At 67.9% G+C, this 21,444-nt stretch carries 23 protein-coding genes; 15 read left to right on the top strand and 8 right to left on the bottom strand.

What is annotated here, in order from left to right; translation table 11 throughout:
• From AC07RV_RS11515 to murJ, 6 genes are all read right to left on the bottom strand, one after another.
• On the bottom strand, positions 1–1,230 hold the full coding sequence (locus AC07RV_RS11515) for an RNA polymerase sigma factor (protein WP_296781683.1): 1,230 nt from the start codon (positions 1,228–1,230) through the stop codon (positions 1–3).
• Between the two features lie 61 nt (positions 1,231–1,291).
• Positions 1,292–1,720, bottom strand: coding sequence for a YciI family protein (locus tag AC07RV_RS11510; protein ID WP_296781563.1), 429 nt, complete (start codon positions 1,718–1,720; stop codon positions 1,292–1,294).
• Positions 1,721–1,751: 31 nt separating this feature from the next.
• Positions 1,752–2,183 carry a YciI family protein gene (locus tag AC07RV_RS11505; RefSeq protein WP_093348860.1) on the bottom strand — a complete coding sequence of 144 codons (432 nt, stop codon included), beginning with the start codon at positions 2,181–2,183 and terminating at the stop codon, positions 1,752–1,754.
• Positions 2,184–2,342: 159 nt separating this feature from the next.
• The gene (locus tag AC07RV_RS11500; RefSeq protein ID WP_057590663.1) at positions 2,343–2,768 is read right to left on the bottom strand and encodes a bleomycin resistance protein; all 426 of its coding nucleotides are present in this window, start codon (positions 2,766–2,768) and stop codon (positions 2,343–2,345) included.
• Positions 2,768–3,622, bottom strand: a complete 855-nt coding sequence (locus tag AC07RV_RS11495; protein ID WP_057590664.1) for a SirB1 family protein — start codon at positions 3,620–3,622, stop codon at positions 2,768–2,770. Before AC07RV_RS11495 ends, AC07RV_RS11500 begins: the two co-directional genes overlap by 1 nt.
• A gap of 88 nt (positions 3,623–3,710) precedes the next feature.
• Positions 3,711–5,264: a murein biosynthesis integral membrane protein MurJ gene (murJ, locus tag AC07RV_RS11490; protein WP_093348857.1), complete on the bottom strand. Its 1,554-nt coding sequence runs from the start codon at positions 5,262–5,264 to the stop codon at positions 3,711–3,713.
• A 116-nt stretch (positions 5,265–5,380) separates the two neighbouring features.
• On the opposite strand from murJ, the gene rpsT reads away from it, so the two are divergent.
• The 14 genes from rpsT (at position 5,381) to AC07RV_RS11420 (ending at position 18,281) form a co-directional block, all read left to right on the top strand.
• Positions 5,381–5,695, top strand: coding sequence for a 30S ribosomal protein S20 (gene rpsT / locus AC07RV_RS11485; RefSeq protein ID WP_057590666.1), 315 nt, complete (start codon positions 5,381–5,383; stop codon positions 5,693–5,695).
• Positions 5,696–5,968: 273 nt separating this feature from the next.
• Positions 5,969–7,183: a tyrosine-type recombinase/integrase gene (locus AC07RV_RS11480; protein WP_043371948.1), complete on the top strand. Its 1,215-nt coding sequence runs from the start codon at positions 5,969–5,971 to the stop codon at positions 7,181–7,183.
• Positions 7,184–7,258: 75 nt separating this feature from the next.
• On the top strand, positions 7,259–7,621 hold the full coding sequence (locus tag AC07RV_RS11475) for a type II toxin-antitoxin system RelE/ParE family toxin (protein WP_043371950.1): 363 nt from the start codon (positions 7,259–7,261) through the stop codon (positions 7,619–7,621).
• A complete protein-coding gene (locus AC07RV_RS11470; RefSeq protein WP_043371951.1) occupies positions 7,621–7,941 on the top strand; it encodes a helix-turn-helix domain-containing protein in 321 nt (106 codons plus the stop codon). Before AC07RV_RS11475 ends, AC07RV_RS11470 begins: the two co-directional genes overlap by 1 nt.
• A 115-nt stretch (positions 7,942–8,056) precedes the next feature.
• Positions 8,057–8,344 carry a hypothetical protein gene (locus tag AC07RV_RS11465; RefSeq protein WP_310936192.1) on the top strand — a complete coding sequence of 96 codons (288 nt, stop codon included), beginning with the start codon at positions 8,057–8,059 and terminating at the stop codon, positions 8,342–8,344.
• A 296-nt stretch (positions 8,345–8,640) separates the two neighbouring features.
• The gene (locus AC07RV_RS11460; protein ID WP_043371954.1) at positions 8,641–8,913 is read left to right on the top strand and encodes a metal/formaldehyde-sensitive transcriptional repressor; all 273 of its coding nucleotides are present in this window, start codon (positions 8,641–8,643) and stop codon (positions 8,911–8,913) included.
• 37 nt (positions 8,914–8,950) lie between these two features.
• Complete coding sequence (gene dmeF / locus AC07RV_RS11455) at positions 8,951–9,931, top strand: CDF family Co(II)/Ni(II) efflux transporter DmeF (RefSeq protein ID WP_043371956.1); 981 nt, start codon at positions 8,951–8,953, stop codon at positions 9,929–9,931.
• Positions 9,932–9,986: 55 nt separating this feature from the next.
• Positions 9,987–10,337 (top strand): hypothetical protein, encoded by a 351-nt coding sequence (locus AC07RV_RS11450; RefSeq protein WP_296781562.1) that lies wholly within the window; start codon positions 9,987–9,989, stop codon positions 10,335–10,337.
• Between the two features lie 294 nt (positions 10,338–10,631).
• Positions 10,632–11,759, top strand: coding sequence for a TolC family protein (locus tag AC07RV_RS11445; protein ID WP_296781561.1), 1,128 nt, complete (start codon positions 10,632–10,634; stop codon positions 11,757–11,759).
• Complete coding sequence (locus AC07RV_RS11440) at positions 11,756–12,412, top strand: hypothetical protein (protein WP_296781560.1); 657 nt, start codon at positions 11,756–11,758, stop codon at positions 12,410–12,412. Before AC07RV_RS11445 ends, AC07RV_RS11440 begins: the two co-directional genes overlap by 4 nt.
• Positions 12,409–13,545: an efflux RND transporter periplasmic adaptor subunit gene (locus AC07RV_RS11435; protein ID WP_043371960.1), complete on the top strand. Its 1,137-nt coding sequence runs from the start codon at positions 12,409–12,411 to the stop codon at positions 13,543–13,545. The genes AC07RV_RS11440 and AC07RV_RS11435 overlap by 4 nt, the downstream gene beginning before the upstream one ends.
• Before the next feature lie 10 nt (positions 13,546–13,555).
• The gene (locus AC07RV_RS11430; RefSeq protein ID WP_296781559.1) at positions 13,556–16,708 is read left to right on the top strand and encodes an efflux RND transporter permease subunit; all 3,153 of its coding nucleotides are present in this window, start codon (positions 13,556–13,558) and stop codon (positions 16,706–16,708) included.
• A gap of 96 nt (positions 16,709–16,804) precedes the next feature.
• Positions 16,805–17,200, top strand: a complete 396-nt coding sequence (locus AC07RV_RS11425) for a hypothetical protein (RefSeq protein WP_179954928.1) — start codon at positions 16,805–16,807, stop codon at positions 17,198–17,200.
• A gap of 25 nt (positions 17,201–17,225) precedes the next feature.
• Complete coding sequence (locus AC07RV_RS11420; RefSeq protein WP_154163137.1) at positions 17,226–18,281, top strand: DMT family transporter; 1,056 nt, start codon at positions 17,226–17,228, stop codon at positions 18,279–18,281.
• A gap of 93 nt (positions 18,282–18,374) precedes the next feature.
• Here the strand turns inward: AC07RV_RS11420 and chrA are convergent, their stop codons facing one another.
• Positions 18,375–19,745 (bottom strand): chromate efflux transporter, encoded by a 1,371-nt coding sequence (chrA, locus tag AC07RV_RS11415; protein WP_043371967.1) that lies wholly within the window; start codon positions 19,743–19,745, stop codon positions 18,375–18,377.
• Positions 19,742–20,677, bottom strand: a complete 936-nt coding sequence (locus tag AC07RV_RS11410; protein ID WP_043371969.1) for a chromate resistance protein ChrB domain-containing protein — start codon at positions 20,675–20,677, stop codon at positions 19,742–19,744. Before AC07RV_RS11410 ends, chrA begins: the two co-directional genes overlap by 4 nt.
• A gap of 408 nt (positions 20,678–21,085) precedes the next feature.
• On the opposite strand from AC07RV_RS11410, the gene AC07RV_RS11405 reads away from it, so the two are divergent.
• Positions 21,086–21,427, top strand: coding sequence for an ATPase (locus AC07RV_RS11405; RefSeq protein WP_296781558.1), 342 nt, complete (start codon positions 21,086–21,088; stop codon positions 21,425–21,427).
• Positions 21,428–21,444 lie beyond the last annotated feature (17 nt).

Genomic DNA, 21,444 nt, shown 5'->3' with positions numbered 1-21,444 from the left:
TCAGCCCAGGCAGGCGCGCGCCCGCGCCGCCAGCAGCGCCTTCTCGCGGCCGTTGCGCGTCAGGCCGGCCGCGCGCTCGAACTCGCGCCGCGCCTCGTCGAGCCGGCCCAGCTTGAACAGCAGGTCGCCGCGCACCGTCGGCAGCAGGTGGTAGCCCTGCAGCGCGGGCTCGGCCAGCAGCGCATCGGCCACCTCGAGCCCCGCGGCCGGGCCGAAGGCCATCGACAGCGCGACCGCGCGGTTGAGCTCGACGATCGGCGAAGGCGCGAGCTGGGCCAGCGCGTCGTAGAGCGCGGCGATGCGGCCCCAGTCGGTCTGCTCGGCCGTGCGTGCCCGCGCATGGCAGGCGGCGATGGCGGCCTGCAGCGCATAGGGGCCGAGCGCGCCGCCGAGCGCCTCGGCACGCGCCAGCGCGGCCAGGCCGCGGCGGATCAGCACGTGGTCCCAGCGCGCGCGGTTCTGTTCGAGCAGCAGCACCGGCTCGCCCGAGGGCCCGACGCGCGCGGCGGTGCGCGAGGCCTGGATCTCCATCAGCGCGACCAGCCCGTGCACCTCCGACGCCGTGGGCATCAGCTCGGCCACGATGCGGCCCAGGCGCAACGCCTCCTCGCACAGCGCGGGACGCATCCAGTCGTCGCCCGCGGTGGCCGCATAGCCCTCGTTGAAGATCAGGTAGAGCACCTCGAGCACCGAGGCCAGCCGCGGCTCGAACTCGGCGCGGCGCGGCACCTCGAAGGGCACGCGCGCCTCGGCCAGGGTGCGCTTGGCGCGCACGATGCGCTGCGCGACGGTGGGCTCGGTGACCAGGAAGGCGCGCGCGATCTCGTCGGTGGCGAGGCCGCCGAGCAGGCGCAGCGTGAGCGCCACGCGCGCCTCGGTCGACAGCACCGGGTGGCAGGCGGTGAAGACCAGCCGCAGCAGGTCGTCGCCGATGTCGTCGTCGAGCGCGGTGTCGACCGCCTCGGCGAAATCGGCCTGCGCGATCTCGTGCCGCGCATCGAGCTCGCGGCCGATCTCGCCGGCCTTGTGCTCGGCCAGCTGCAGGTGGCGCAGGCGGTCGAGCGCGCGGCGCTTGGCCACGGCGGTGAGCCAGGCCGCGGGGTTGTCGGGCACGCCCGATTCGCTCCACTGCTCGAGCGCCGAGACCAGCGCGTCCTGGGCCAGCTCCTCGGCCAGGCCCACGTCGCGCACCATGCGCGCGACGGTGGCGATGATCTTGGCCGACTCCATGCGCCACACCGCCTCGACGGTGCGATGGATCGCGGCGGTGCCCGGGTTCTGGCTCACCGGCTCAGTCGGCGGGCTTCTTGAGGGTCTGCATCGAGGGAAAGGCCTCGGCGGTCAGCGCCTGCACCTCGGCCGGATAGTCCTCGACCTCCTGGATCTGGCGCACCTCGATGACCTCGTTCTCGCCGCCGGGGCAGCGCGTGGCCCATTCGATGGCGGCGGCGCGCGAGGGCACGTCGATGATCCAGAAGCCGCCGAGCACCTCCTTGGCCTCGGCGAAGGGACCGTCGACCACCGTGGGCTTGCGGCCCGGGAAGCTCACGCGCGCGCCCATCGAGGGTGGATGCAGGCCGTCGCAACTGATCAGGATGCCGGCCTCCTGCATCGATGCGTTGTAGGCCATCATGGCCGACACCGCGTCGACGTCGTCGGGGATGGTGCCGGGCGCGGCGTTCTCGTAGCCGTGGGGGATCATCAGCAGCATGAATCGCATGGCGGTTCTCCTGGCGGTTTGCGCGCGGCGCTCAGCGGCCGCCCTGGGTGCGGGCCTCGGTCTCGGCGCGCAGGCGATCTTCCTGCGCGAGCAGCTCGGGCGTCATCGAATCGCCGAAGTCGGCAGCCTCGAAGACCTGGCGGATCTCGATCTCGCCCTCCTGGAACGGGCTGCGCTTGATCCACTCGATGGCCTCTTCCTTCGACTTCACCTGGAACAGCCAGAAGCCGGCCAGCAGCTCCTTGGTTTCGGCGAAGGGACCGTCGATGACGGTGCGCTTGGTCGGGCCCTCGCAGCGCACGCGCACGCCCTTCGAGCTGGGATGCAGGCCCTCGCCGGCCAGCAGCACGCCGGCCTTCACCAGTTCCTCGTTGTACTTGCCCATCGCGGTGAGGATCTCGGTGCTGGGCATCACGCCGGCTTCGGAATCCGCATTGGCCTTGACCAGAATCATGAATCGCATGTCGTTGCTCCTAGAGGGGGTTGGAAGTGGAAATCGGGAACGGCGTCGAAGTCTCGAATCTGCCTGCTCCTGTTGACACGTCGAGCGACGGCCGGCCGGATCGACAGGAATCGGCCGGCCCAGTTGTAAAAAATCGTTTCAATTCCGGCGAGCCGGCCGCTACGGGCGGCCGCAGAAGCGCAGCACATGCCCGTCGGGCTCGCGGATCGCGAACTCGCGCGTGCCCCAGGGCTGCGACACCGGCGCCTCGATGACCGTGACGCCGCGCTTGAGGTAGGCCGCATGCAGGCCGTCGATGTCGTGGCCGACCTGGATCACGAACTCGCCGCGCCAGGGACGGGGCTCGCGCGCGCCGGTCTGCCACAGGCGCAGGTAGATCGGCTGGCCGGCGCCGGCCGGCAACTGCCTGACGCGGCCGTAGCTCGGCGGCTCGCCCGCGATGAAGTCGAGCTCGAAGCCCAGCACCTCGCAGAACCAGCGCGCGGCGCGGCCGACGTCGGCCACCGGCAGCACCGGCTCCATGCCATGGAAGCCGTGCACGGCGCCGAGGGCGGGCGCGCCGGTGGGGCCCGCCCGGGTGGCCATCAGCTGGCCGCGCGCCGCAGCGCGGCCACGCGCTCCGCGATGGCGTCGATGTCGAGTGCGTCCTCGGCGTGGGCCAGGTAGGCCTCGAGGTCGCGCACCGCGGCGGCCGTGCTGCCCTGCTCGGCATGGGCGATGCCGCGGTCGCGGTACTCGCCCCAGGCCTCGGGCAGCAGCGCGATGATGCGGTCGAGCACGGCGATCAGCCGCTGCCAATCCTCCTGCGCGCGGTGCACTTCCTTGAGGTTGCGCAGCATGCGGCCGATGATCTCGCGCGAGCTCGCGGGCTGCAGGTACAGGCCCAGCGGCACGTCGAATTCGCCGACCAGGCCGTTGCCGCGCTTGTAGGGCTCGAGCCGCTCGCTGAGTTCCTCGCGCGAGAGCGACTTGCCGGTGAAGGGATCGATCACCACCTGCCCCTTGGGCAGCGTCACCTTGAGCATGAAGTGCCCCGGGAAACCGATGCCGCGCGCCTGCAGCCCCAGCCCCTGCGCCAGCTCCATCCACAGCACCGCGAGCGAGATCGGGATGCCGCGGCGCGTGCGCAGCACCGCGTTGAGGTAGCTGTTGTCGGGGTCGTAGTAGTCGTTGACGTTGCCGCCGAAGTTCAGGTCGTTGAAGAAGAACTGGTTGAGCGCGCGCAGCCGTGCGAGCGGCGCGGCGTCGGACGGCAGGCGGCGCTTGAGGCGGGCCAGCAGCTGGTCGACGTCGCCGAGCACCTGCTGGACGTCGAGGTCGGGGTATTCGTCCTGCGCGATGCTGGCGGCGGCTTCGAGCAGCGGGAACTGGTCGTCGCTCTGCACGAGCGACTCGAAATACTCGAGTGCGGTGGGGACCTGGAAGCTGAACGTCGTCATGTGGCTTTGTAGAGGAGCGGGGCCGGCAGCGTCAAGGCGGGGGACATGCGGATTGCCAAGGCGGCTCGTACTGCCGATCGTCAGGGGCTCAGCGGCGCATGAAGCTGCGCAGCCGCACGCCGGCGGCGGCCAGCACCGCGAAATAGAGCAGCGCGGCGCCGGTCACCAGCATCGCCAGCAGGCCGATGCGCCAGAAGCGCTGCTCGCGCAGGCCGATCCAGTCGAAATGCCCCGAGGCCCAGGCCAGCAGCGCGGCCAGCACCAGCGAGCCCGCGAGCACCTGCAGCGCGAAGCGGCCCCAGCCGGGCTCGGGCTTGTAGCTGCCGCGGCGGATCAGTCCCGCCAGCAGCCAGCTCGCGTTGACCAGTGCGCCGATGCCGATGGTCAGGGTCAGCGCCGCGTGCTGCAGCACCGGCACCAGGAACAGGTTGAGCACCTGGGTCAGGATCAGCACGCCGACCGCGATCAGCATCGGCGTGCGCGTGTCGTGCTTGGCGTAGTAGCCGGGAGCGAGCACCTTGATGGCCACGATGCCGACCAGGCCGACGCCGTAGCCCATCAGCGCGACGGTGGTGCGGCGCACGTCCTCGCCGCCATAGGCGCCGTTGTGGAACAGCACCGCCACCAGCGGCTGCGAGAACAACAGGAGCGCCACCGCGCACGGCGCCGCGAGCAGCAGCACCAGGCGCAGGCCCCAGTCGAGCAGCGACGAATAGCGCGCGTCGTCCTTGGCCGCGCGCGCGCCGGCCAGCTGCGGCATCAGCACCACGCCCAGCGCCACGCCGAGCATGGCGGTCGGGAACTCCATCAGCCGGTCGGCATTGGTGACCCAGGTCACGCTGCCGGTGGCAAGGTGCGAGGCGATCTGCGTGTTGATCAGCAGCGAGATCTGCGCCACGCTCACGCCGAGCAGCGCGGGCAGCATGAGGCGCGCGATCTTGCGCGTGTCGGGGTCGGCCCAGGCGGTGCGCAGCGCCTTGAAGCTCGCGCCGATGCGCGGCAGCAGCCCGAGCTTGCGCAGCGCGGGCAGTTGCAGCGCCAGCTGCAGCACCCCGCCCACCATCACGCCCACGCACTGGGCATAGATCGGCTCGATGCCCCAGCGCCGGAACAGCGGGGCGCCGAACAGGATCGACAGGATCAGCGCGATGTTGAGCAGCACCGGCGAGGCCGCCGGCACCGCGAACTTGCGCCACGTATTGAGAATGCCGCCGGCCAGCGCCACCAGCGACATGAAGCCGATGTAGGGGAACATCCAGCGCGTCATGACCACCGCGGCATCGAAGCCCGCGAGGCCGCTGGCCATGGCCCAGACCAGCCACGGCGCGCCGACCACGCCGGCCACGCACACCAGCACCAGCATCCAGGTCAACAGCGTGGCGACATGGTCGACCAGTTCCTTGGCGCCAGCATCGCCGCGCTCGGTGCGGGTGGCCGCCAGCACCGGCACGAAGGCCTGGCTGAACGCCCCCTCGCCGAAAACCCGACGGAACAGGTTCGGAATGCGGAAGGCGACGTTGAAGGCGTCGGTCAGCGCGCTGACGCCGAACACCGAGGCGAACAGCACGTCGCGCACGAGGCCGGTGATGCGCGAGGCGAGGGTCAGCAGGGAGACGGTGGAGGCGGATTTGAGCAGCGACACGGGGGGAGTGTAGGCCCCGCAAAGCCCGTGAAATGGCGGTTCTGGCCAGATTTCCGCACCCGGCCTATAATGGAGGGCTTTGCTGCATCATCCTCAGACACTGAGAGAACACTACCATGGCATCTACCAAGCCCAAGAAGAAGAACCCGCGCCTGGCGTCGGGCCGCAAGCGCGTCCGCCAGGACACCAAGCTGAACGCAGCGAACACCTCGCTGCGCTCGAAGTACCGCACCGCCGTCAAGAACGTCGAAAAGGCTGTTCTGGCCGGCGACAAGACCAAGGCGACCGAGCTGTTCGCCAAGGCCCAGAGCATCGTCGACACGGTCGCCGACAAGGGCATCTTCCACAAGAACAAGGCTGCTCGCGACAAGAGCCGCCTGTCGGCCAAGGTCAAGGCCCTGGCCCTCGCGCCTGAAAAGGCCGCCGCCTGACACCTGTCAGGCAAGCCCGGACCGGTTCGCACCGGTCCGCCGTTTGATCGGGGTGCGCTGCAGCAAAGTGAAAAACCGCCTTCGGGCGGTTTTTTCATTTCACCATGACTCCAGCACCGAACTTCGCTGGACTACGCCGAAGCCCGATACAGCAGGTTTATCAATAACTTAGGCGAGTTCAACATATGCCGGTGCTTTCCGAAACCTGACCCGGCTTCCCCTCTGCTGGCCCCTATGAGGCTCCTGGGAAACGGGTCTTTCCGAGGAGTCATCATGGCGAAAACCAAGCTCACCAAGACCGCTGTTGAGGCGGCGCAACCCCAGGCTCAGGCCGTCGAACTCCGGGACACGCTGGTGCCCGGCTTCCTGTGCAAGATTACACCAGCCGGCCGCAAGGTGTTCATGCTCCAGTACCGCACGAACGCCGGTGAGCGGCGCAAGCCCGCCCTGGGCCTGTTCGGGGAACTGACCGTCGAGCAAGCCCGCTCGCTGGCGCAGGAGTGGCTGGCGCAGGTGCGCCGGGGCAGCGACCCGGCCGCCGACAAGGCAGCGGCGCGCAAGGCCCCCACGGTCAAGGAGTTGTGCGAGAAGTTCATGGAGGATCACTCCAAGCAGCGCAACAAGCCCAGCACGCAGGACGGCTACCAAGGCGTCATCGACCGCAACATCATCCCGATGCTGGGTCGCATGAAGGTGCAGGACGTGAAGCGCCCGGATGTGGCCGGAACGATGAAGAAGATGGCGCACAAGCCGGCCGAGGCGAACCGCACATTCAGCGTGATGCGCAAGATGTTCAACTTGGCCGAGGTGTGGGGCTACCGGCCTGACGGCACCAATCCGTGCCGCCATGTCCCGACCTACCCCGATGGCAAGGCCACGCACCTCATCAGCGATGAGGAAATGGGCAAGCTGTTCCGGCATCTCGATTTTCTGGAAACCGACGGGCTGGGCCTAGACCATGCGGTTCTTCCGCTGGCGATCCGGCTGCAATTCGAGTTTGCGGCCCGCCGCTCGGAGATCGTCACGCTGCAGTGGGATTGGGTGGACTTGGAGAACAGGCGTGTGGTCTGGCCCGACAGCAAGACTGGCGGCATGTCCAAGCCCTTGAGCGATGAAGCCTGCCGGCTGCTGTCCACCGCACCGCGCCAGGATGGCTGCCCGCATGTGTTCCCGTCCCCCAACCATCCGGGACAGCATATGACCACGGGCGAGTATTACGGTGGCTGGACGCGCATCCTCAAGCGCGCTGGCGTGACCCATGTGGGTACGCACGGCGTTCGGCACCGCTCGGCCACCGACATTGCTAACTCGGGCATCCCGGTCAAGGTGGGAATGGCGCTGACGGCGCACAAGACCGTGGCCATGTTCATGCGCTACGTCCACACCGAGGATGCGCCGGTGCGCGCAGCGGCCGAGCTGGTGGCAAACCGGCGCCAGGCCATCGCAGGAACTCGACGCAGCGCGCCGGCCGAGGCAGCGACCGCCTGAACAGCTAGCCCGAATTGTTGTACCGCTGAAACGACAATTCGGGCTCTTGCGATCTATACCTGAACGGATATAATCATGGAGCAGAAACGAAAGCTGCTGTACTGGGAAGGCTCCTCGAAAAAGGACTTCAAGGACTTTCCCATCGACGTGCAGAAGGACATGGGCGTGGCGCTGTTCATCGTCCAGTTGGGCAGTACGCCGGATTCGGCCAAGCCTTGGAAGGGGCTGGGCTCTGGCGTGTACGAACTTGTGGAAGACCACCGGGGCGATACCTTCCGGGCGGTTTACACCGTGAAGGTGGGCGATGCGGTGCATGTGCTGCATGCGTTCCAGAAGAAGTCCAAGTCCGGCATCGCCACGCCGCAGCCGGACGTGGAGTTGATCGAGAAGCGGCTGAAAGCAGTGCTCGCCCGTCACGGGGCGAGCGGGAGAAAGTGATGATTCGCAATGAGCATCCCCAAGGCACCGACAACGTGCTGATGGATCTAGGCTTTGACGATGCCGAGGAACTGACGGCCAAGGCCGCGCTTGCGCTCAAGCTCAATACCTTGATCGACCAGCGCGGTCTGAGCCAGACCGAGGCGGCGGCGATCACGGGCATGACCCAGCCCAAGGTGTCGCAGGTGCGCCGCTACAAGCTCCAGAACATCTCGCTGGAGCGGCTGATGCAGGCGCTGGTGTCGCTGGATCAGCAGGTCAAGATCGTGGTGCAGCCTGCACGGCGGGCGCATGCGCCGGGGATTCTGGTGGCGGGCTGAGATTCATTTTTTGAGTTGGCCAACTTCCCCAACATTGAGTGGAGCCTGTGCGGCGATGCAGTCAAGCCGGGCCAATGGAGCGCAGATGAGAAGAAGCAGGCCCCATGGTGAAGCAATGGCCGAGCTGTACCGCAGCGATCCGGCTCTGGCGCTGGAGGTCATCCAAGGCATCGAAGCGGACAGCGATCACGCCGAACTGCCAAGCGTGCTGCAGCAGGTAGCGCAAGCTCTCGGTGGAATGGAGAGCAGCCCGATCATTGAATCCCTGCGGGGTGAACTGGTTGCGCTGTGCGCGGGAGGCGCTGTCAGCCGGGAGGTGGTGCAGGCATTTGATGCGCTGCTGGCGCAGGATGGAGTTGGAGATTGTCGTATCGCTGATACGACAATTGCTCACGCCCCTTGAGTCCATTCGCCAGACACTGTCTGGCGAATTTCCTTCCAGGTCTTCGGGGCTGGCAACCACATCCCCGGCGTTGGCAATTTCCCAGACAGTGTCTCGGAAATTCGATCTGTTCCTGCCAAGCGGAGTCAGAAAACAGTGATGACTGAATGAGCCTCAGGGCGTGCCGGCACGCAGTGCCGCCAGACGCTAATTGCCTTGAAGCCCATCCGCCTGGTCATGTTTTGACCAAACCCCGTCTCAGCGGTGAGCATGGTCAATGTAATATAGCCCCCTAGGCTATATTGACTGACCTCGCCATGTCCCACACTTCCCGAGAAAAAGCCAAGCTGATCGCGCGCGTGCGCCGCATCAAGGGTCAGCTTGAAGGCATCGAGCGCGCCCTGGAAGCAGATGCAGCCTGTGTCGAGGTGCTGCGCCAGATCGCGTCCGTGCGTGGCGCGGTCAACGGCCTGACTGCGGAGGTGATGGAAGACCATCTGCGCGAGCACGTCATCGCGCCATCGACCGACAAGGAACGCCACCAGGGCGGCGAGGAAATGATCGAAGTCATTCGGGCCTACATGAAATGACCTTGTTGCCCGCGCCTCTCATTGCAGAAATTCAGCCATGAATCTCCACGCCCCCACCACGCCCGCACACGACCATTTCTTCCTCGGCGCTAACCACCAGCGCAACGAGAGCAAGGTATGGCTGGTGATTGCGCTCACGGCCAGCATGATGCTGGTAGAAATCGTTGCGGGCACCGTCTATGGCTCGATGGCGTTGGTGGCGGACGGCTGGCACATGTCCACCCATGCGGGTGCGATGCTGATCACCGCGCTGGCCTACCGTTTCGCGCGCCGGCATGCCGGCAATCCGCGTTTCACCTTCGGCACGGGCAAGCTCGGAGACTTGGCGGGATTTGCCAGCGCGGTGGTGCTGGCCCTGATCGCCTTGCTGATTGGCTGGGAAAGCCTGGTGCGCCTGACCCAGCCAATCCAGATCGACTTCAACCAGGCGATCGCCGTGGCCGTCGTGGGGCTGCTCATCAACCTGGTCTGCGCCTGGCTGCTGAAGGATGACCACGCGCACCATGCCCATCACGGTCATGCGCATGGGCATGGGCATGGGCATGGGCATCACCACGATCACGACGACGATCACCATGCGCCGGGCAAGGGACGGGACAACAACCTGCGTGCGGCCTATGTGCATGTGCTGGCCGATGCCCTGACCTCCATCCTGGCCATCGTCGCGCTGCTGCTGGGCCGCAGCTATGGCTGGCTCTGGGCCGATCCGCTCATGGGCGTGATTGGCGCGCTGGTGATTGCCCGCTGGTCATGGGGGCTGATCCAGGACTCCGGCAGCGTGCTGCTGGACGCCGCCGCCGAGGGGCAGGAAGTGCGGCAGGAGATTCGGGAGGCGATGGAGCCCACCGGAAGCCATGTCACCGATCTGCATGTCTGGCAGGTGGGGCCGGGACATTTCGCGGCCATCGTTTCGTTGATGGCCAGGGAACCGAAGGAGCCCGTGCACTACAAGGCGCTGCTGGCGCATATCCACGAGCTGTCGCATGTCACGGTCGAGGTGCAGCGGGCCACCACATGACGATGCACCTCCCCCTCAATCATTCTGGCATTCATTGGCAAACTAGAATCGCATGATGCGCCGCAAGTTCGCCCTTGCCCTGATGTTGCTCTCCATGCTGTGGCAGTCTCTTGCCATAGGAGGGCAAGCTGCGGCATTCGCGGATGTTCACGAAGTGGCGCATATGGCGATGCACTCGCTGAGCGAGGCGCACCACCACCATGACGATGGCTCGGTCGTCCAGGACGACTCCGACGAGTCCCGGCAGCATGTCGTTGCCGATGGCGGCGTGAGCAGCCCCTTCCTATGGGCTGTCACATCCTTCTCGCTCATTCCCACCGGTTCCGCGCGTCCGCCCATGATGGACGAATGGCCACTGCCGCCGCCTGTGCTCGACGGCCTGCGAAGACCCCCCCGGCTGTCCTGACCTTCTGAAAACTCCTCCCCCCGCTGCGCTCCCCGCGCGGCCGGGCTGTTTTCAAGCCGGCGATTCCCTCATCTCTTTGCCCGCCCGCGCATGTCCATGTGGGCAGGCATCGCGTGCCTGTGGATCGCCATCGAATGAGTCAGGACTTTCGTGAAACCCGTTCCTTGGTTCGTGGCCTGCGCCATCGCAGGCTGTGCGGCTGTGGGGGGCGCCTTGCCCGCCGCCGCGCAAACCCCTTCGCCAACTCTCCCAGCCCCTCCGGCTGACAACCTCCGAGTCACCCTGGCCGAAGCCGTGGAGGCCGCATGGCAGCGCGCCGTGCAGGCACGCGAAGTTCAGGCCCAGGGCCGGCGCGCCCAGGCCGAGCAGACCGCCGCCTCCAGCCTCTGGGCCGCGCCACCGGCGCTCGAACTCAACCACCGCAATGACCGCTGGCAAACCAACGTCGGGCGGCGCGAGAACGAGATCGGCGTCGCATTGCCGCTGTGGTTGCCTGGTCAGCGCGACGCACGTTCCGCTGCGGCTGGCGCCGAACTCCAGCTTGCCGATGCGCAAACCCAGGCCGCGCGCCTGCGGGTGGCGGGCCTGGTGCGCGAGGCGGCCTGGCGCTGGTCGGCGGCCCAGGCCGAAGCCGATGCGGCCGAAGCCCAGGTGCAATACCTGCAGCGCCTGTCCGACGACGTGCAGCGCCGTGTCCGCGCCGGCGACCTGGCGCGCGCCGATGCCCTGGCGGCGCGGGCCGAGCTGCTGGATGCCCAATCCCTGGCGGGCGAGGTGCGCCAGAAGCGCCAGGGTGCGCAGGCGCAGTGGCGCAATCTGACCGGCCTGGAGGCCATGCCGGAGATGGCACCTCCATCCACGCCATCGGCGGGACTCGACGTTGCGACCAGTGACGTGCACCCCGAACTGCGACTGGCCGCGCAGGCCGTGGAACGGGCGCGCAAGCGGGTGGGCGTGGTCAACACATCCCGGCGTGATCCGCCCGAGCTGCTGCTGCGCTACCGTGAAGAATCGCCGGGCACCGGCCAGACGACTCAGCGCAGCATCGGCATTGGCGTGCGCATCCCCTTTGGCACCGATGGCCGCAATGCGCCGCTGCAAGCCGCTGCCCTGGGCGAACTGGATGTCGCTGAAACCACCGAACTGCGACTGCGCGAGCGCCAGGAAGCCGACCTCGGCCTGGCCCGCTCGGCCATGCGCAACGCTGCCCGCCAACTCGAAGACGCCCGCGACCGCGCCGCGCTGCTGCGCGAGCGCACCCAGCTCATCGACAAATCGTTCCAGGCTGGAGAAACACCGCTGCCCGAGCTGCTGCGCGCAGCCAATGCCGCCGCACAGGCGGATGCCGCCCTGGCCCGCCAACAAGCGGCGCTGGGCCTGAGCCAGGCCCAACTGCAACAAACCCTCGGACTCCTTCCATGAATTCCCTATCCCTTTCCCGACGTGGCTCGTGGTCCGGTGGCTGGCAGCAATGGCTGTCCGGCGCCGCGGTGGCCTTCCTGCTGATTCTTTCCAGCGCGGGTACCTGGGCTGCGCCCGGCGCCCATGGCCCCAATGGCGAACACCTGGACACTCCCACGGCGGCGGCAGGCAGCGCCAGCACCGCGCCGCGCATGGAGGCCCGCTCCGAGAGTTTCGAGCTGGTCGCCCACCTCCGGGGCGATGAGCTGTCGATGCTCATCAACCGCTTCGAGACCAACGAGCCGGTGCTCAAAGCCCAGGTCGAGGTTGAATCCGGCACGGCGAAGGCGACCGCCAAGTTCCACGAGGACATGGGCGACTACGCCGTCGATGACCCGGCTTTCCTCAAGGCGCTGAAGGCCCCGGGGCCGCATCCGCTGGTGGTCACGATCCTGGCCGGCGAGGAGTCGGACCTGCTGGAAGGGACGCTGCAAACAGGCCCGGCAACCACGGCCAGTGGCGATGACCACGGACATGCACACGATGGCGCTGGACACAGCGACGGGCACGGCATCTCCAACGTGGTTTGGGTCGTGCTCGTGATGCTGTTGTTGGCAGCGGCCAGCGCCTGGAGGACCCGCCGTTCCCGCAAAGCCCAAGGAGGCGCCCAATGAACACCCGTCTGATTTCTGTGTCGATTCTTGTGACGGCCATCCACATGCTGGCGGCTGGGAATGCCTGGTCGGCCCCTGGCGCGCATGGCCCCAACGGCGAACACCTCGATGCGCCGCAGGCTGTGAATGTCAACGGGCTGATGCGCCTGCCCGACGGCAGCGTCAACGTGCCGATGCTCGCGCAGCGGCGCATGGGCATCCGTACGCAGATCGTGGCCGCTTCGCAGGCACAGGCCACGGTGGAGCTGGCGGGCCGCGTGGTGATGGACCCGAATGCCGGTGGTCGCGTGCAGGCGGTGCATGGCGGCCGCGTCGAGGCCGGCCCACATGGCCTGCCCGTCGCCGGACAGGCAGTGCGAAAAGGCGAGGTGCTGGCCTATGTTCGCCACCATGCCGAACCCTATGCCCAGGCCAACCAGGAAGCGCAACTGGCCGAACTGCGCAGCAGCCGCCAGCTTGCCGCCCAGCGCGTTGAACGCCTGCAGTCGCTGGAAGGCACGGTGCCGCGCAAGGACATCGAGGCCGCGAAAGCCGAGTTGCAAAGCCTGTCCGCACGAGAAAAAAGCATTGGCGCCAGCCTGGGCGCACGCGAAGCACTGGTGGCCCCGGTCTCGGGCGTGATCGCCCGTGCGCAGGCGGTGGCCGGCCAGGTGGCCGATGACCGCGAACTGTTGTTCGAGATTGTCGATCCCTCCCGGCTGATGGTCGAGGCCTCGACCGCGGACGCGGCGCTGCCGGCCCGCATGGCCGGCGCTTCGCTGCGCGAGGCGCCCGGCGCACGCCTGCAACTGGTGGGTGCGGGTGGCGCGCTGCGCGACGGCGTGATGCCGGTCAACTTCCGCCTGCAAGCCGCTGGCGCAGGGCAAGCCCTGCCGCTCGCGGTGGGCCAGCCCGTGACGCTGATTGCCCAGCTTGCCGAGCGCATCGAAGGCTTCACGCTGCCCGCTCAGGCCGTGGTGCGCAATGCCGCCAACGAGCAGGTGGTGTGGATCAAGTCGGGCGCGGAGCGCTACATCCCGCAGCCGGTGCGCGTGCGCACGCTGGACGCGGCCACGGTGGTCGTGGTGCAAGGGCTGGGCGCGGACAACCGCGTCGTGGTCGAAGGCACCGCGCTGCTGGCGCAGATCCGCTGAGGAGCACGCCATGTTCAACTGGATCGTGCGCAGCAGCCTGCGCAATCGCCTGTTCGTGCTCGCCGTCGCGGCTTTTCTGCTGGTGTGGGGCGCCGTCAGCGCTTGGCGCACCCCCGTGGACGTGTTCCCCAACCTGGACAAGCCCCTGGTCACCGTGCTGACGGAGGCCGGCGGCATGGCGCCGCAGGAGGTGGAGCAGCTCGTCACCTTCCCGCTGGAGACCGCGCTCAACGGCATGCCGGGCGTCACCCGCGTGCGCTCGATGTCCGGCGTGGGCCTGTCCATCGTCTATGCCGAGTTCGACTGGGGCACCGACATCTACCGCAACCGTCAGCTCGTCGCCGAGCGCCTGGCGCTGGCGCGCGCGCAGTTGCCCGCCGGCATCGAGCCGTCGATGGGACCCGTGTCCTCGATCATGGGCGAGATCATGCTGATCGCGCTGCCGATCACCGCGCAGGCCCAGGACGGCGCTTCGCCCATGCAGGCGCGCGAGTACGCGGACTTCGTGCTGCGCCCGCGCCTGCTGTCCATTCCCGGTGTGTCGCAGGTGATTCCGATCGGCGGTGACGTGCGCACGCTGCGCGTCGCACCGGACACGGCGCGCATGGCGCAGTTCGGCGTCTCGCTCAACCAGGTGGAGCAGGCCATGAAGGGTTATGCCTCCAATGCGGGTGGCGGCTTCATCGACCTGAACGGGCGCGAGTACCTGATCCGCCACGTCGGCCGCACGGCCGACCGTGATGCGCTGGGCGGTGACCTGGCCGGCGTGGCCGTCGCCTGGAAGGACGGCCGCCCCGTGCTGCTGGAGCAGGTGGCGCAGGTCGGCTTCGCGCCGGGCCTCAAGCGCGGCGATGGCGGCTACAACGGCGGCCCCGCCGTGATCGCCAGCGTGCAGAAGCAGCCCGGCGCCGACACCGTGAAGCTCACCGCTGCCGTGGAGGCGGCGCTGCAGGAGCTGGTGCCCGGCCTGCCCAAAGGCCTGGCCCAGCCGCAGGTGCTATTCCGCCAAGCCGACTTCATCCGGGCCTCGGTGGGCAACGTGGGCGAGGCGCTGCGCGACGGCGCTGTGATGGTCGCGGTCATCCTGTTCGCTTTCCTGCTGTCGGCGCGCACCACGCTGATCTCGCTGCTGGCCATCCCGCTGTCGCTGGCGGTGGCGGCGCTGGCCTTCCGCGCCTTTGGCCTGTCGATCAACGTGATGACGCTGGGCGGGCTGGCCATCGCCATCGGCGAACTGGTGGACGACGCCGTGGTGGACGTGGAGAACATCCTGCGCCGCCTCAAGCAAAACCGCGCGGCGGACGATCCGCTGTCGGTGCTGGAGGTGGTGCGCCGCGCCAGCGTGGAGGTGCGCTCGGGCATCGTTTACGCCACGCTGGTCGTGGTGCTGGTGTTTGTGCCGCTGTTCGCGCTGCCGGGCATCGAGGGGCGCTTGTTCGCGCCGCTGGGCGTGGCCTACATCGTCTCCATCCTGGCCTCCATGCTGGTGTCGATGACGGTGACGCCGGTACTGGCCTACTACCTGCTGCCGCGCATGAAACGCATCGACCACGGCGACAGCCCGCTGGTCGCGTGGCTCAAGCGACTGGATACGAGGGTGCTGGCTTGGTCTTTCCCACGGGCGAGGGCGCTGGTGGCTTGCGCTGCCGTGGCGGTGCTGCTGGCTGGGGCCAGCGTGCCGTTCTTCCCGCGCGCTTTCCTGCCCGCGTTCAACGAGGGTTCGCTGGTTCTCGGGCTCGTGCTCTCTCCGGGCACCTCGCTGGAACAGGCCAACCGCATCGGCGCCGAGGCCGAGCGGCTGATCGCCGAGGTGCCCGAAGTGCGGCAGGTGGGCCGGCGCACCGGCCGCGCCGAGCTGGACGAGCATGCCGAGGGCGTGCATGCGGCCGAGATCGACGTGGACCTCAAGCCCTCGGCGCGCAGCCGCGAGGCCATCATGGCCCACATCCGCGAACGCCTGGCCCTGCTGCCCGCGCAGGCCACCATCGGCCAGCCGATCTCGCACCGCCTGGATCATATGCTCTCGGGCGTGCGGGCGCAGATCGCGCTCAAGGTCTTCGGCGATGACACGGATGCGCTGCGGGGGCTGGCCGAGCAGTTGCGCGGCCGCCTGGCCGGCATTCCGGGCCTGGTGGACCTCACGGTAGAAAAGCAGGTGCTGATCCCGCAGATCACCGTGCGCATCGACCCGCGCAAGCTGGCGCAGACGGGCCTGGCGCCTGGCGAGGCGGTGCGGCTGCTGAAAGCGCTGACCGACGGTGCGCACAGCGCCGAGATCGTGGACGGCCCGCGCCGCTACGACCTGGTGCTGCGGCTGCCCGACCAGCGGCGCAGCCCGCAGGACCTGGCCGCCACGCTGATCGACACGCCAGCCGGGCGTCTGCCGGTCTCTGCCTTCGCCACGGTGGCGGAAGAAGACGGCCCCAACCAGATCGGCCGCGAGAACGGACGCCGGCGCATCGTGGTCTATGCCAACACCGATGGCCGCGACATGAGCGCCATCGTCGCGCAGATCCGCCAGGCCATCGGCGAGACACCGTTGCCGCCGGGCTACTTCATCAGCCTGGAGGGCCAGTTCCAGGCCCAGGAGCAGGCGGCGCAGTTGATCGGCGCGTTGTCGCTGGTCTCGCTGGCGATGATCTTCCTGGTGCTGTACGCGCGCTACCGCTCGGCGGTGCTGGCCGGCATCGTGATGGCCAACATCCCGTTGGCGCTGATCGGCAGCGTGGTGGCGATGTGGATCGCGGGCGTGAGCCTGTCTGTGGCCTCGATGGTGGGCTTCATCACCCTGGCGGGCATCGCCACGCGCAACGGCATCCTGAAGATCAGCCACTACATCAATCTGTGCAAGTTCGAGGGGGAGACCTTTGGCATGCCGATGATCGTGCGCGGCTCGCTGGAGCGGCTGACGCCGGTGCTGATGACGGCCTTGGTGGCCGCCTTTGCGCTGACGCCGCTGCTGCTGGCCGCCGATGCGCCCGGCAAGGAAATCCTGCACCCGGTGGCGGTGGTGATCTTCGGTGGGCTGGTCAGCTCGACCGTGCTGGATACGTTGCTCACGCCCGTGCTGTATTGGCTGCTGGGTCGCAAGCCCACCGAGCGGCTGCTGCAGGCGGAGCCGGAGGCCGCAGGCCAGGTGCCAGTGCCGCAGGAGGCGTACTGATGCGGGGTGACGCACACCCCGCCTGAATGCTGTTTCGACAAGGCTTTGCGGCGCCGCCTTTTTTGCAAGCGCGCTGCACCCTGAAAGGATGATCCGATGAACTTCAAACCTGCCTCCCTGCGCCTGCTGGCGGCTTCTGCCTTGTGCGCGGCTTCTCTGCTGGCTGCTCCCACTGTCTTCGCGCATGGCGATGCCAAGCCACAGCATGGCGGCATCGTGCGAACCGCCAGCGACCTGTCGTTCGAGCTGGTGGCCGCCGCCGATGGCGCGACGCTGTATGTCATCGACCACGGCAAGGACTACGACACCGCCGGCGTGAGTGGCAAGCTGACCGTGCTCAATGGTGCGGACAAGTCCGAGGCCGACCTCAAACCCGCCGGTGGCAACAAGCTGGAGGCCAAGGGCGTGAAGCTGGGCAAGGGTGCCAAGGCTGTGGCTGCGTTGCAGACCGCCGACAAGAAGACCGTGACCGTTCGCTTTACGGTCAAGTAACGCACCAAGGGTACGCTGGCGCACCATGAAACACGCTTCCATGCCTTGGCCCGCCCTGCGGGGCGGCCTGTTGGCCTTGCTGGCCGCAGCCCTGTTTGGCATCAGTACGCCGCTGGTGCAGCGCATCGGCGCGGGCGTGGGTGCGTTCTCGACGGCGGCGCTGCTTTACGCAGGCGCAGCCATCGTTGGCCTGCTCTCGCGTCAGCGGGTGGACAAGGAAGCGCGGCTGGTGCGCGGCGACTTTCCGCGCCTGCTGGCCATGGCCGCCTTTGGGGCGGTCCTGGGGCCGGTCGCGCTGGCCTGGGGTTTGCAGCACACCAGCGGCACAGGCGCTTCGCTGATGCTGACCCTCGAAGCCCTGTTCACCGCGTTGCTGGCACGGCTGCTGTATGGCGAGACCATGGACCGGCGTGTCTGGGCCGCCATGCTCCTGCTGCTGGCCGGAGGCCTGGCCCTGGTGCTCGATCAGGGGCGCGAGGGCGGCAGCCAGCTTTGGGGGTTGCTCGCCGTGCTCGTCGCCACGATGGCCTGGGGCACGGACAACACCTTGTCGCGCGCGCTGGCCGAGCGTGATCCCGGCCAGGTGGTGCTGGGCAAGGCCGTCCTGGGGACTTCGGCCACGGCCCTACTGGCCGTTTTGGCGGGGGATCCGTTGCCGACGCTGGGCGCGGCCCTGGGCCTGATGGCCGTGGGTGCCACGGGCTACGGCCTGAGCCTGCGCTTTTACCTGCTGGCCCAGCGGGCCTTCGGCGCGGCGCGCACGGGGTCGGTGTTTGCGTTTGCACCCTTCATCGGCGCCGCGATCGCCATGGCCCTGGGAGACCGCAGCGGCACGTGGATCATGGCGGTGGGGGGCCTGCTGATGGTGCTGGGGGTAGTGCTGCACCTGGCGGAGTCGCACGGACACGAGCATGCACATGAGCGGCTGGAACACGAGCACGCACACAGCCACGGCGACGGCCACCATGACCACGCGCACGATCCCATGCCTGTAGGCACGCACAGCCATGCCCACGTACACGAGCCGATGGTGCATGTGCACCCGCATGTGCCGGATGCGCACCATCGACACGAGCACTGACATTTGCTCAGAATGACCTTGAACGGGCTGGATCGAAATGCGAAAGCATGTCTCGGTGCACGCTCAAGCGCCCGTTTGGCCGCCACATAGGGCTCAAGCTACCAGCGGACGCGCCAAGGTGGCCGCGAGGCCGATCACTGCGCACGCACCCAGCAGTGGCATCACGCCCAGCTTGAAACGGAACAGGGCCACCGCGGCGCCCAGTGCGATCAGGGCCGAAAGCCAGTCGAATGCGCCGCTGAAGCCCTGAGGCCACAACACGTGGTACGCGAAGAACAACGCCAGGTTGAGGATCACGCCCACGACGGCCGCCGTGATCGCCGACAGCGGTGCGGTGAAGCCGAGTTTGCCGTGCGTGGCCTCGATGGCCGGGCCGCCCGCCAGGATGAAGACGAAGGACGGCAGGAAGGTGAAGAAGGTCACCACGGCAGCGGCCAGTGCGCCGCCGAGAAACAGCGCATCGGGGCCAAGCACCTGCTTGAGCCAGCCGCCGACGAAGCCGACGAAGGCCACCACCATGATCAGCGGCCCCGGGGTGGTCTCGCCCAAGGCCAGACCGTCGATCATCTGCGCGCCCGAGAGCCACTGGTGATGCTCCACCGCGCCCTGGTACACGTAGGGCAGCACCGCGTAGGCGCCGCCGAAGGTCATCAGTGCGGCCTTGGTGAAGAACCAGCCCATCTGGGTCAGCGTGCCCTGCAGCCCCTGTACCGCGACGAGCGTACCCATCGCGAGCGCCCACAGCCCCAACCCGGCGGCGAGAACCTTGGCCAGGTGGCTGCGCGAGAAGCGCGCGTGCGCCGGCGTCGGCGTGTCGTCGTCGATCAGGGCCGGGCCATAGCCTTGCTGGGCACCGCCATGGCCGCCGCCGAGTGCGAACACGCCCGGCGCCCAACGGGCACCGAAGTAGCCGATCAACGCGGCGGCCAGGACGATTGCCGGGAAGGGTGTGCCGAAAGCGAAGATCGCAACGAAGGCCAGCGCCGCGATGCCCCACATCCAGCCGTTCTTGAGCGCCCGGCTGCCGATGCGGTGCGCGGCATGCAGCACCAGCGCCGTGACGGCCGGCTTGATGCCGTAGAAGATGCCCGCCACCACCGGCACGTCGCCAAAGCGCAGGTAGATCCACGACAGCGCGATCAGGATGAACAGCGAGGGCAGCACGAACAGTGCGCCGGCCACGATGCCGCCCCAGGTGCGGTGCATCAGCCAGCCGATGTAGGTGGCGAGCTGCTGCGCCTCCGGGCCGGGCAGCAGCATGCAGTAGTTCAGCGCATGCAGGAAGCGCTTCTCGCTGATCCAGCGCCGCTGCTCCACCAGTTCGGTGTGCATGATCGCGATCTGCCCGGCCGGCCCGCCGAAGCTGATGAAGCCGAGCTTGAGCCAGAACCAGAAGGCCTCCCGAAAACTCACGGGCGCGGGCGCTGCATCTTGCTGCTGCGGGCGTTGGAGAACGGCACTCATGAAGAGGCTCCCGGCGCCGCGTAGAGCGCATCGAAGACCGCGGATGCGGCGAGGACCAGTCGATCGTCGTCGGCATGCACTTCGCGCAGGCCGTCGAGCACGGCTTCCAGCCCAGCCGCTTCGGCCACGGGAATGCCGCCGACGTCGAGGTAATGCACGGCCCCGGCGATGCGCTGCAGCTTCGGATCAGCGTCCAGGCCGAAGCTCGCGGCCATCACCTCGAAGGTCACGCGTGCGCCGACGTGGGTGAAGCGGGCGCCGTCGTAGTCGAAGCCGATGACGCCGCGCGGCGCCTTCCTGGCATCGCTCAGCCAGGTGAACTTGGCCTTGGGATCGATGAAGCGCCGGACCAGCCAGGCGCAGGCCAGCCGGTCCACCCAGGGCCTTGCCCGGGTCGCCCAGGCCTTGCCTTTGAACTTGGCGGGGTCGAGCCGCTCGATGCCATCGTCGGCGCGCGGCTGTGGCTCGCCCTTGGAGAAATGGTTGTCGAAAGCGCGCCGCAGCGCCAGGAGGTCCGAGTCGGCCTGCTGCGCGGCGGGGCCGGGGTAGTAGTCGATGCGTCGCAGCGTCTGCAGGGCATCCGCCACGCCGCGCAGGCGGCGCCGTGTCTCGGTTTCGCCCAGCTTCTCGAGTTCGGCCTGGAGCGCTGTGGCAGTGTCGCGCCATTGCGCGTAGGCCTCGGTCCGGTCGAACTGGGCCAGCACCTCGGCGCGTTGCGCCTCGTCGCGCGGCGACAGGATCAGGACAGAGGCCGTGCCGCCGTGCTCCCGGACCTCGGTGGCCAGGGACTCCAGCGCCGCCGCGTGTTTATCGGGCAGCAGGTAGGCGCCATCGCGCAGGGCGGCGCAGCCCAGCGCCTTGAGGGCGCGCCAGATGCGCAGGCGCACGGCGTTGGGCTGGGTGGGGAGCGTGACGATCAGGATGGACCACATCCAATGAATCATACGCTACAGATATTGAAATATTTATCTCTAAATTTTTGGTGTAGCTGAGTGATGGCTGGGGCACGGCAAACCGTTGATGGCGTCTCGGCGTGCCGCCGTCGGGCTCGCGGGCTGCGCCCCGCGCCTCGTTCCGAGTCGCGGCCATTCGGCTTTGATCCCTGACGCCTCCGGCCCTCTCGGGCCTGCGCGCTTCGCTTGCCAAAGGCAGGCATGTGTAGGGGGCGGGGTGTGGGCGGTCTTGCTGTTCCCTTCACCGTATCACGGCGTTCTCGCCGTCAATGACTGCGCGTGCTTGCACGCTTGCGGCCTGGTGGCCGTCTTCGATCTTTGACCGCTTGCGCTGCGCCGTGCTGGCGACGGTTCCGGGCAATTCCGCCCGAGTAACCGGAGTTCATCATGAGCGACAAATCACACGTTTCCATCGAACAGCACATTTGCCTGGTCTGCGGCGCGGCCTTCGAGACGGGCAGCATCCTGTTGGACCGCCGCCTGCGCGCGAGCATGGAGCATCACACGAAGACGGGCTGGGGGCTGTGTCCCGAGCACCAGAAGCTGGCCGATGACGGCTTTGTCGCATTGGTCGAATGTGATCCGCAGCGCAGCGGCTCGCAGGCCGACGGGCGCATGAAGCCCGAGCAGGCGTACCGGACGGGGCGGCTGGCCCATCTGCGGCGCACAGGGTGGATTCAACCGGTCGTCGCAACACGGATTACGCGGCGGATTTTAGGTAGTCGTTAAGCGCCTCCGCGGGAGTC

The organism is Variovorax sp. GW821-FHT09B01, from assembly GCF_059418345.1.
The sequence above is the reverse complement of the archived record's forward strand: the minus strand, read 5'-3'. Positions and strand labels throughout refer to the sequence as shown.

Excerpts from the sequence above, each read along its gene's own strand:
- AC07RV_RS11465 (WP_310936192.1), top strand. The coding sequence starts at position 8,057 with ATGGCCGAGCTGTACCGCAGCGATCCGGCTCTGGCGCTGGAGGTCATC.
- AC07RV_RS11435 (WP_043371960.1), top strand. The coding sequence starts at position 12,409 with ATGAACACCCGTCTGATTTCTGTGTCGATTCTTGTGACGGCCATCCAC.
- AC07RV_RS11440 (WP_296781560.1), top strand. The coding sequence starts at position 11,756 with ATGAATTCCCTATCCCTTTCCCGACGTGGCTCGTGGTCCGGTGGCTGG.
- AC07RV_RS11495 (WP_057590664.1), bottom strand. The coding sequence starts at position 3,622 with ATGACGACGTTCAGCTTCCAGGTCCCCACCGCACTCGAGTATTTCGAG.
- AC07RV_RS11450 (WP_296781562.1), top strand. The coding sequence starts at position 9,987 with ATGCGCCGCAAGTTCGCCCTTGCCCTGATGTTGCTCTCCATGCTGTGG.
- AC07RV_RS11425 (WP_179954928.1), top strand. The coding sequence starts at position 16,805 with ATGAACTTCAAACCTGCCTCCCTGCGCCTGCTGGCGGCTTCTGCCTTG.
- AC07RV_RS11480 (WP_043371948.1), top strand. The coding sequence starts at position 5,969 with ATGGCGAAAACCAAGCTCACCAAGACCGCTGTTGAGGCGGCGCAACCC.
- AC07RV_RS11470 (WP_043371951.1), top strand. The coding sequence starts at position 7,621 with ATGATTCGCAATGAGCATCCCCAAGGCACCGACAACGTGCTGATGGAT.
- chrA (WP_043371967.1), bottom strand. The coding sequence starts at position 19,745 with ATGAGTGCCGTTCTCCAACGCCCGCAGCAGCAAGATGCAGCGCCCGCG.
- dmeF (WP_043371956.1), top strand. The coding sequence starts at position 8,951 with ATGAATCTCCACGCCCCCACCACGCCCGCACACGACCATTTCTTCCTC.
- AC07RV_RS11475 (WP_043371950.1), top strand. The coding sequence starts at position 7,259 with ATGGAGCAGAAACGAAAGCTGCTGTACTGGGAAGGCTCCTCGAAAAAG.
- AC07RV_RS11405 (WP_296781558.1), top strand. The coding sequence starts at position 21,086 with ATGAGCGACAAATCACACGTTTCCATCGAACAGCACATTTGCCTGGTC.
- AC07RV_RS11515 (WP_296781683.1), bottom strand. The coding sequence starts at position 1,230 with ATGGAGTCGGCCAAGATCATCGCCACCGTCGCGCGCATGGTGCGCGAC.
- AC07RV_RS11460 (WP_043371954.1), top strand. The coding sequence starts at position 8,641 with ATGTCCCACACTTCCCGAGAAAAAGCCAAGCTGATCGCGCGCGTGCGC.
- AC07RV_RS11510 (WP_296781563.1), bottom strand. The coding sequence starts at position 1,720 with ATGCGATTCATGCTGCTGATGATCCCCCACGGCTACGAGAACGCCGCG.
- AC07RV_RS11505 (WP_093348860.1), bottom strand. The coding sequence starts at position 2,183 with ATGCGATTCATGATTCTGGTCAAGGCCAATGCGGATTCCGAAGCCGGC.
- AC07RV_RS11500 (WP_057590663.1), bottom strand. The coding sequence starts at position 2,768 with ATGGCCACCCGGGCGGGCCCCACCGGCGCGCCCGCCCTCGGCGCCGTG.
- AC07RV_RS11430 (WP_296781559.1), top strand. The coding sequence starts at position 13,556 with ATGTTCAACTGGATCGTGCGCAGCAGCCTGCGCAATCGCCTGTTCGTG.
- rpsT (WP_057590666.1), top strand. The coding sequence starts at position 5,381 with ATGGCATCTACCAAGCCCAAGAAGAAGAACCCGCGCCTGGCGTCGGGC.
- AC07RV_RS11410 (WP_043371969.1), bottom strand. The coding sequence starts at position 20,677 with ATGTGGTCCATCCTGATCGTCACGCTCCCCACCCAGCCCAACGCCGTG.
- AC07RV_RS11420 (WP_154163137.1), top strand. The coding sequence starts at position 17,226 with ATGAAACACGCTTCCATGCCTTGGCCCGCCCTGCGGGGCGGCCTGTTG.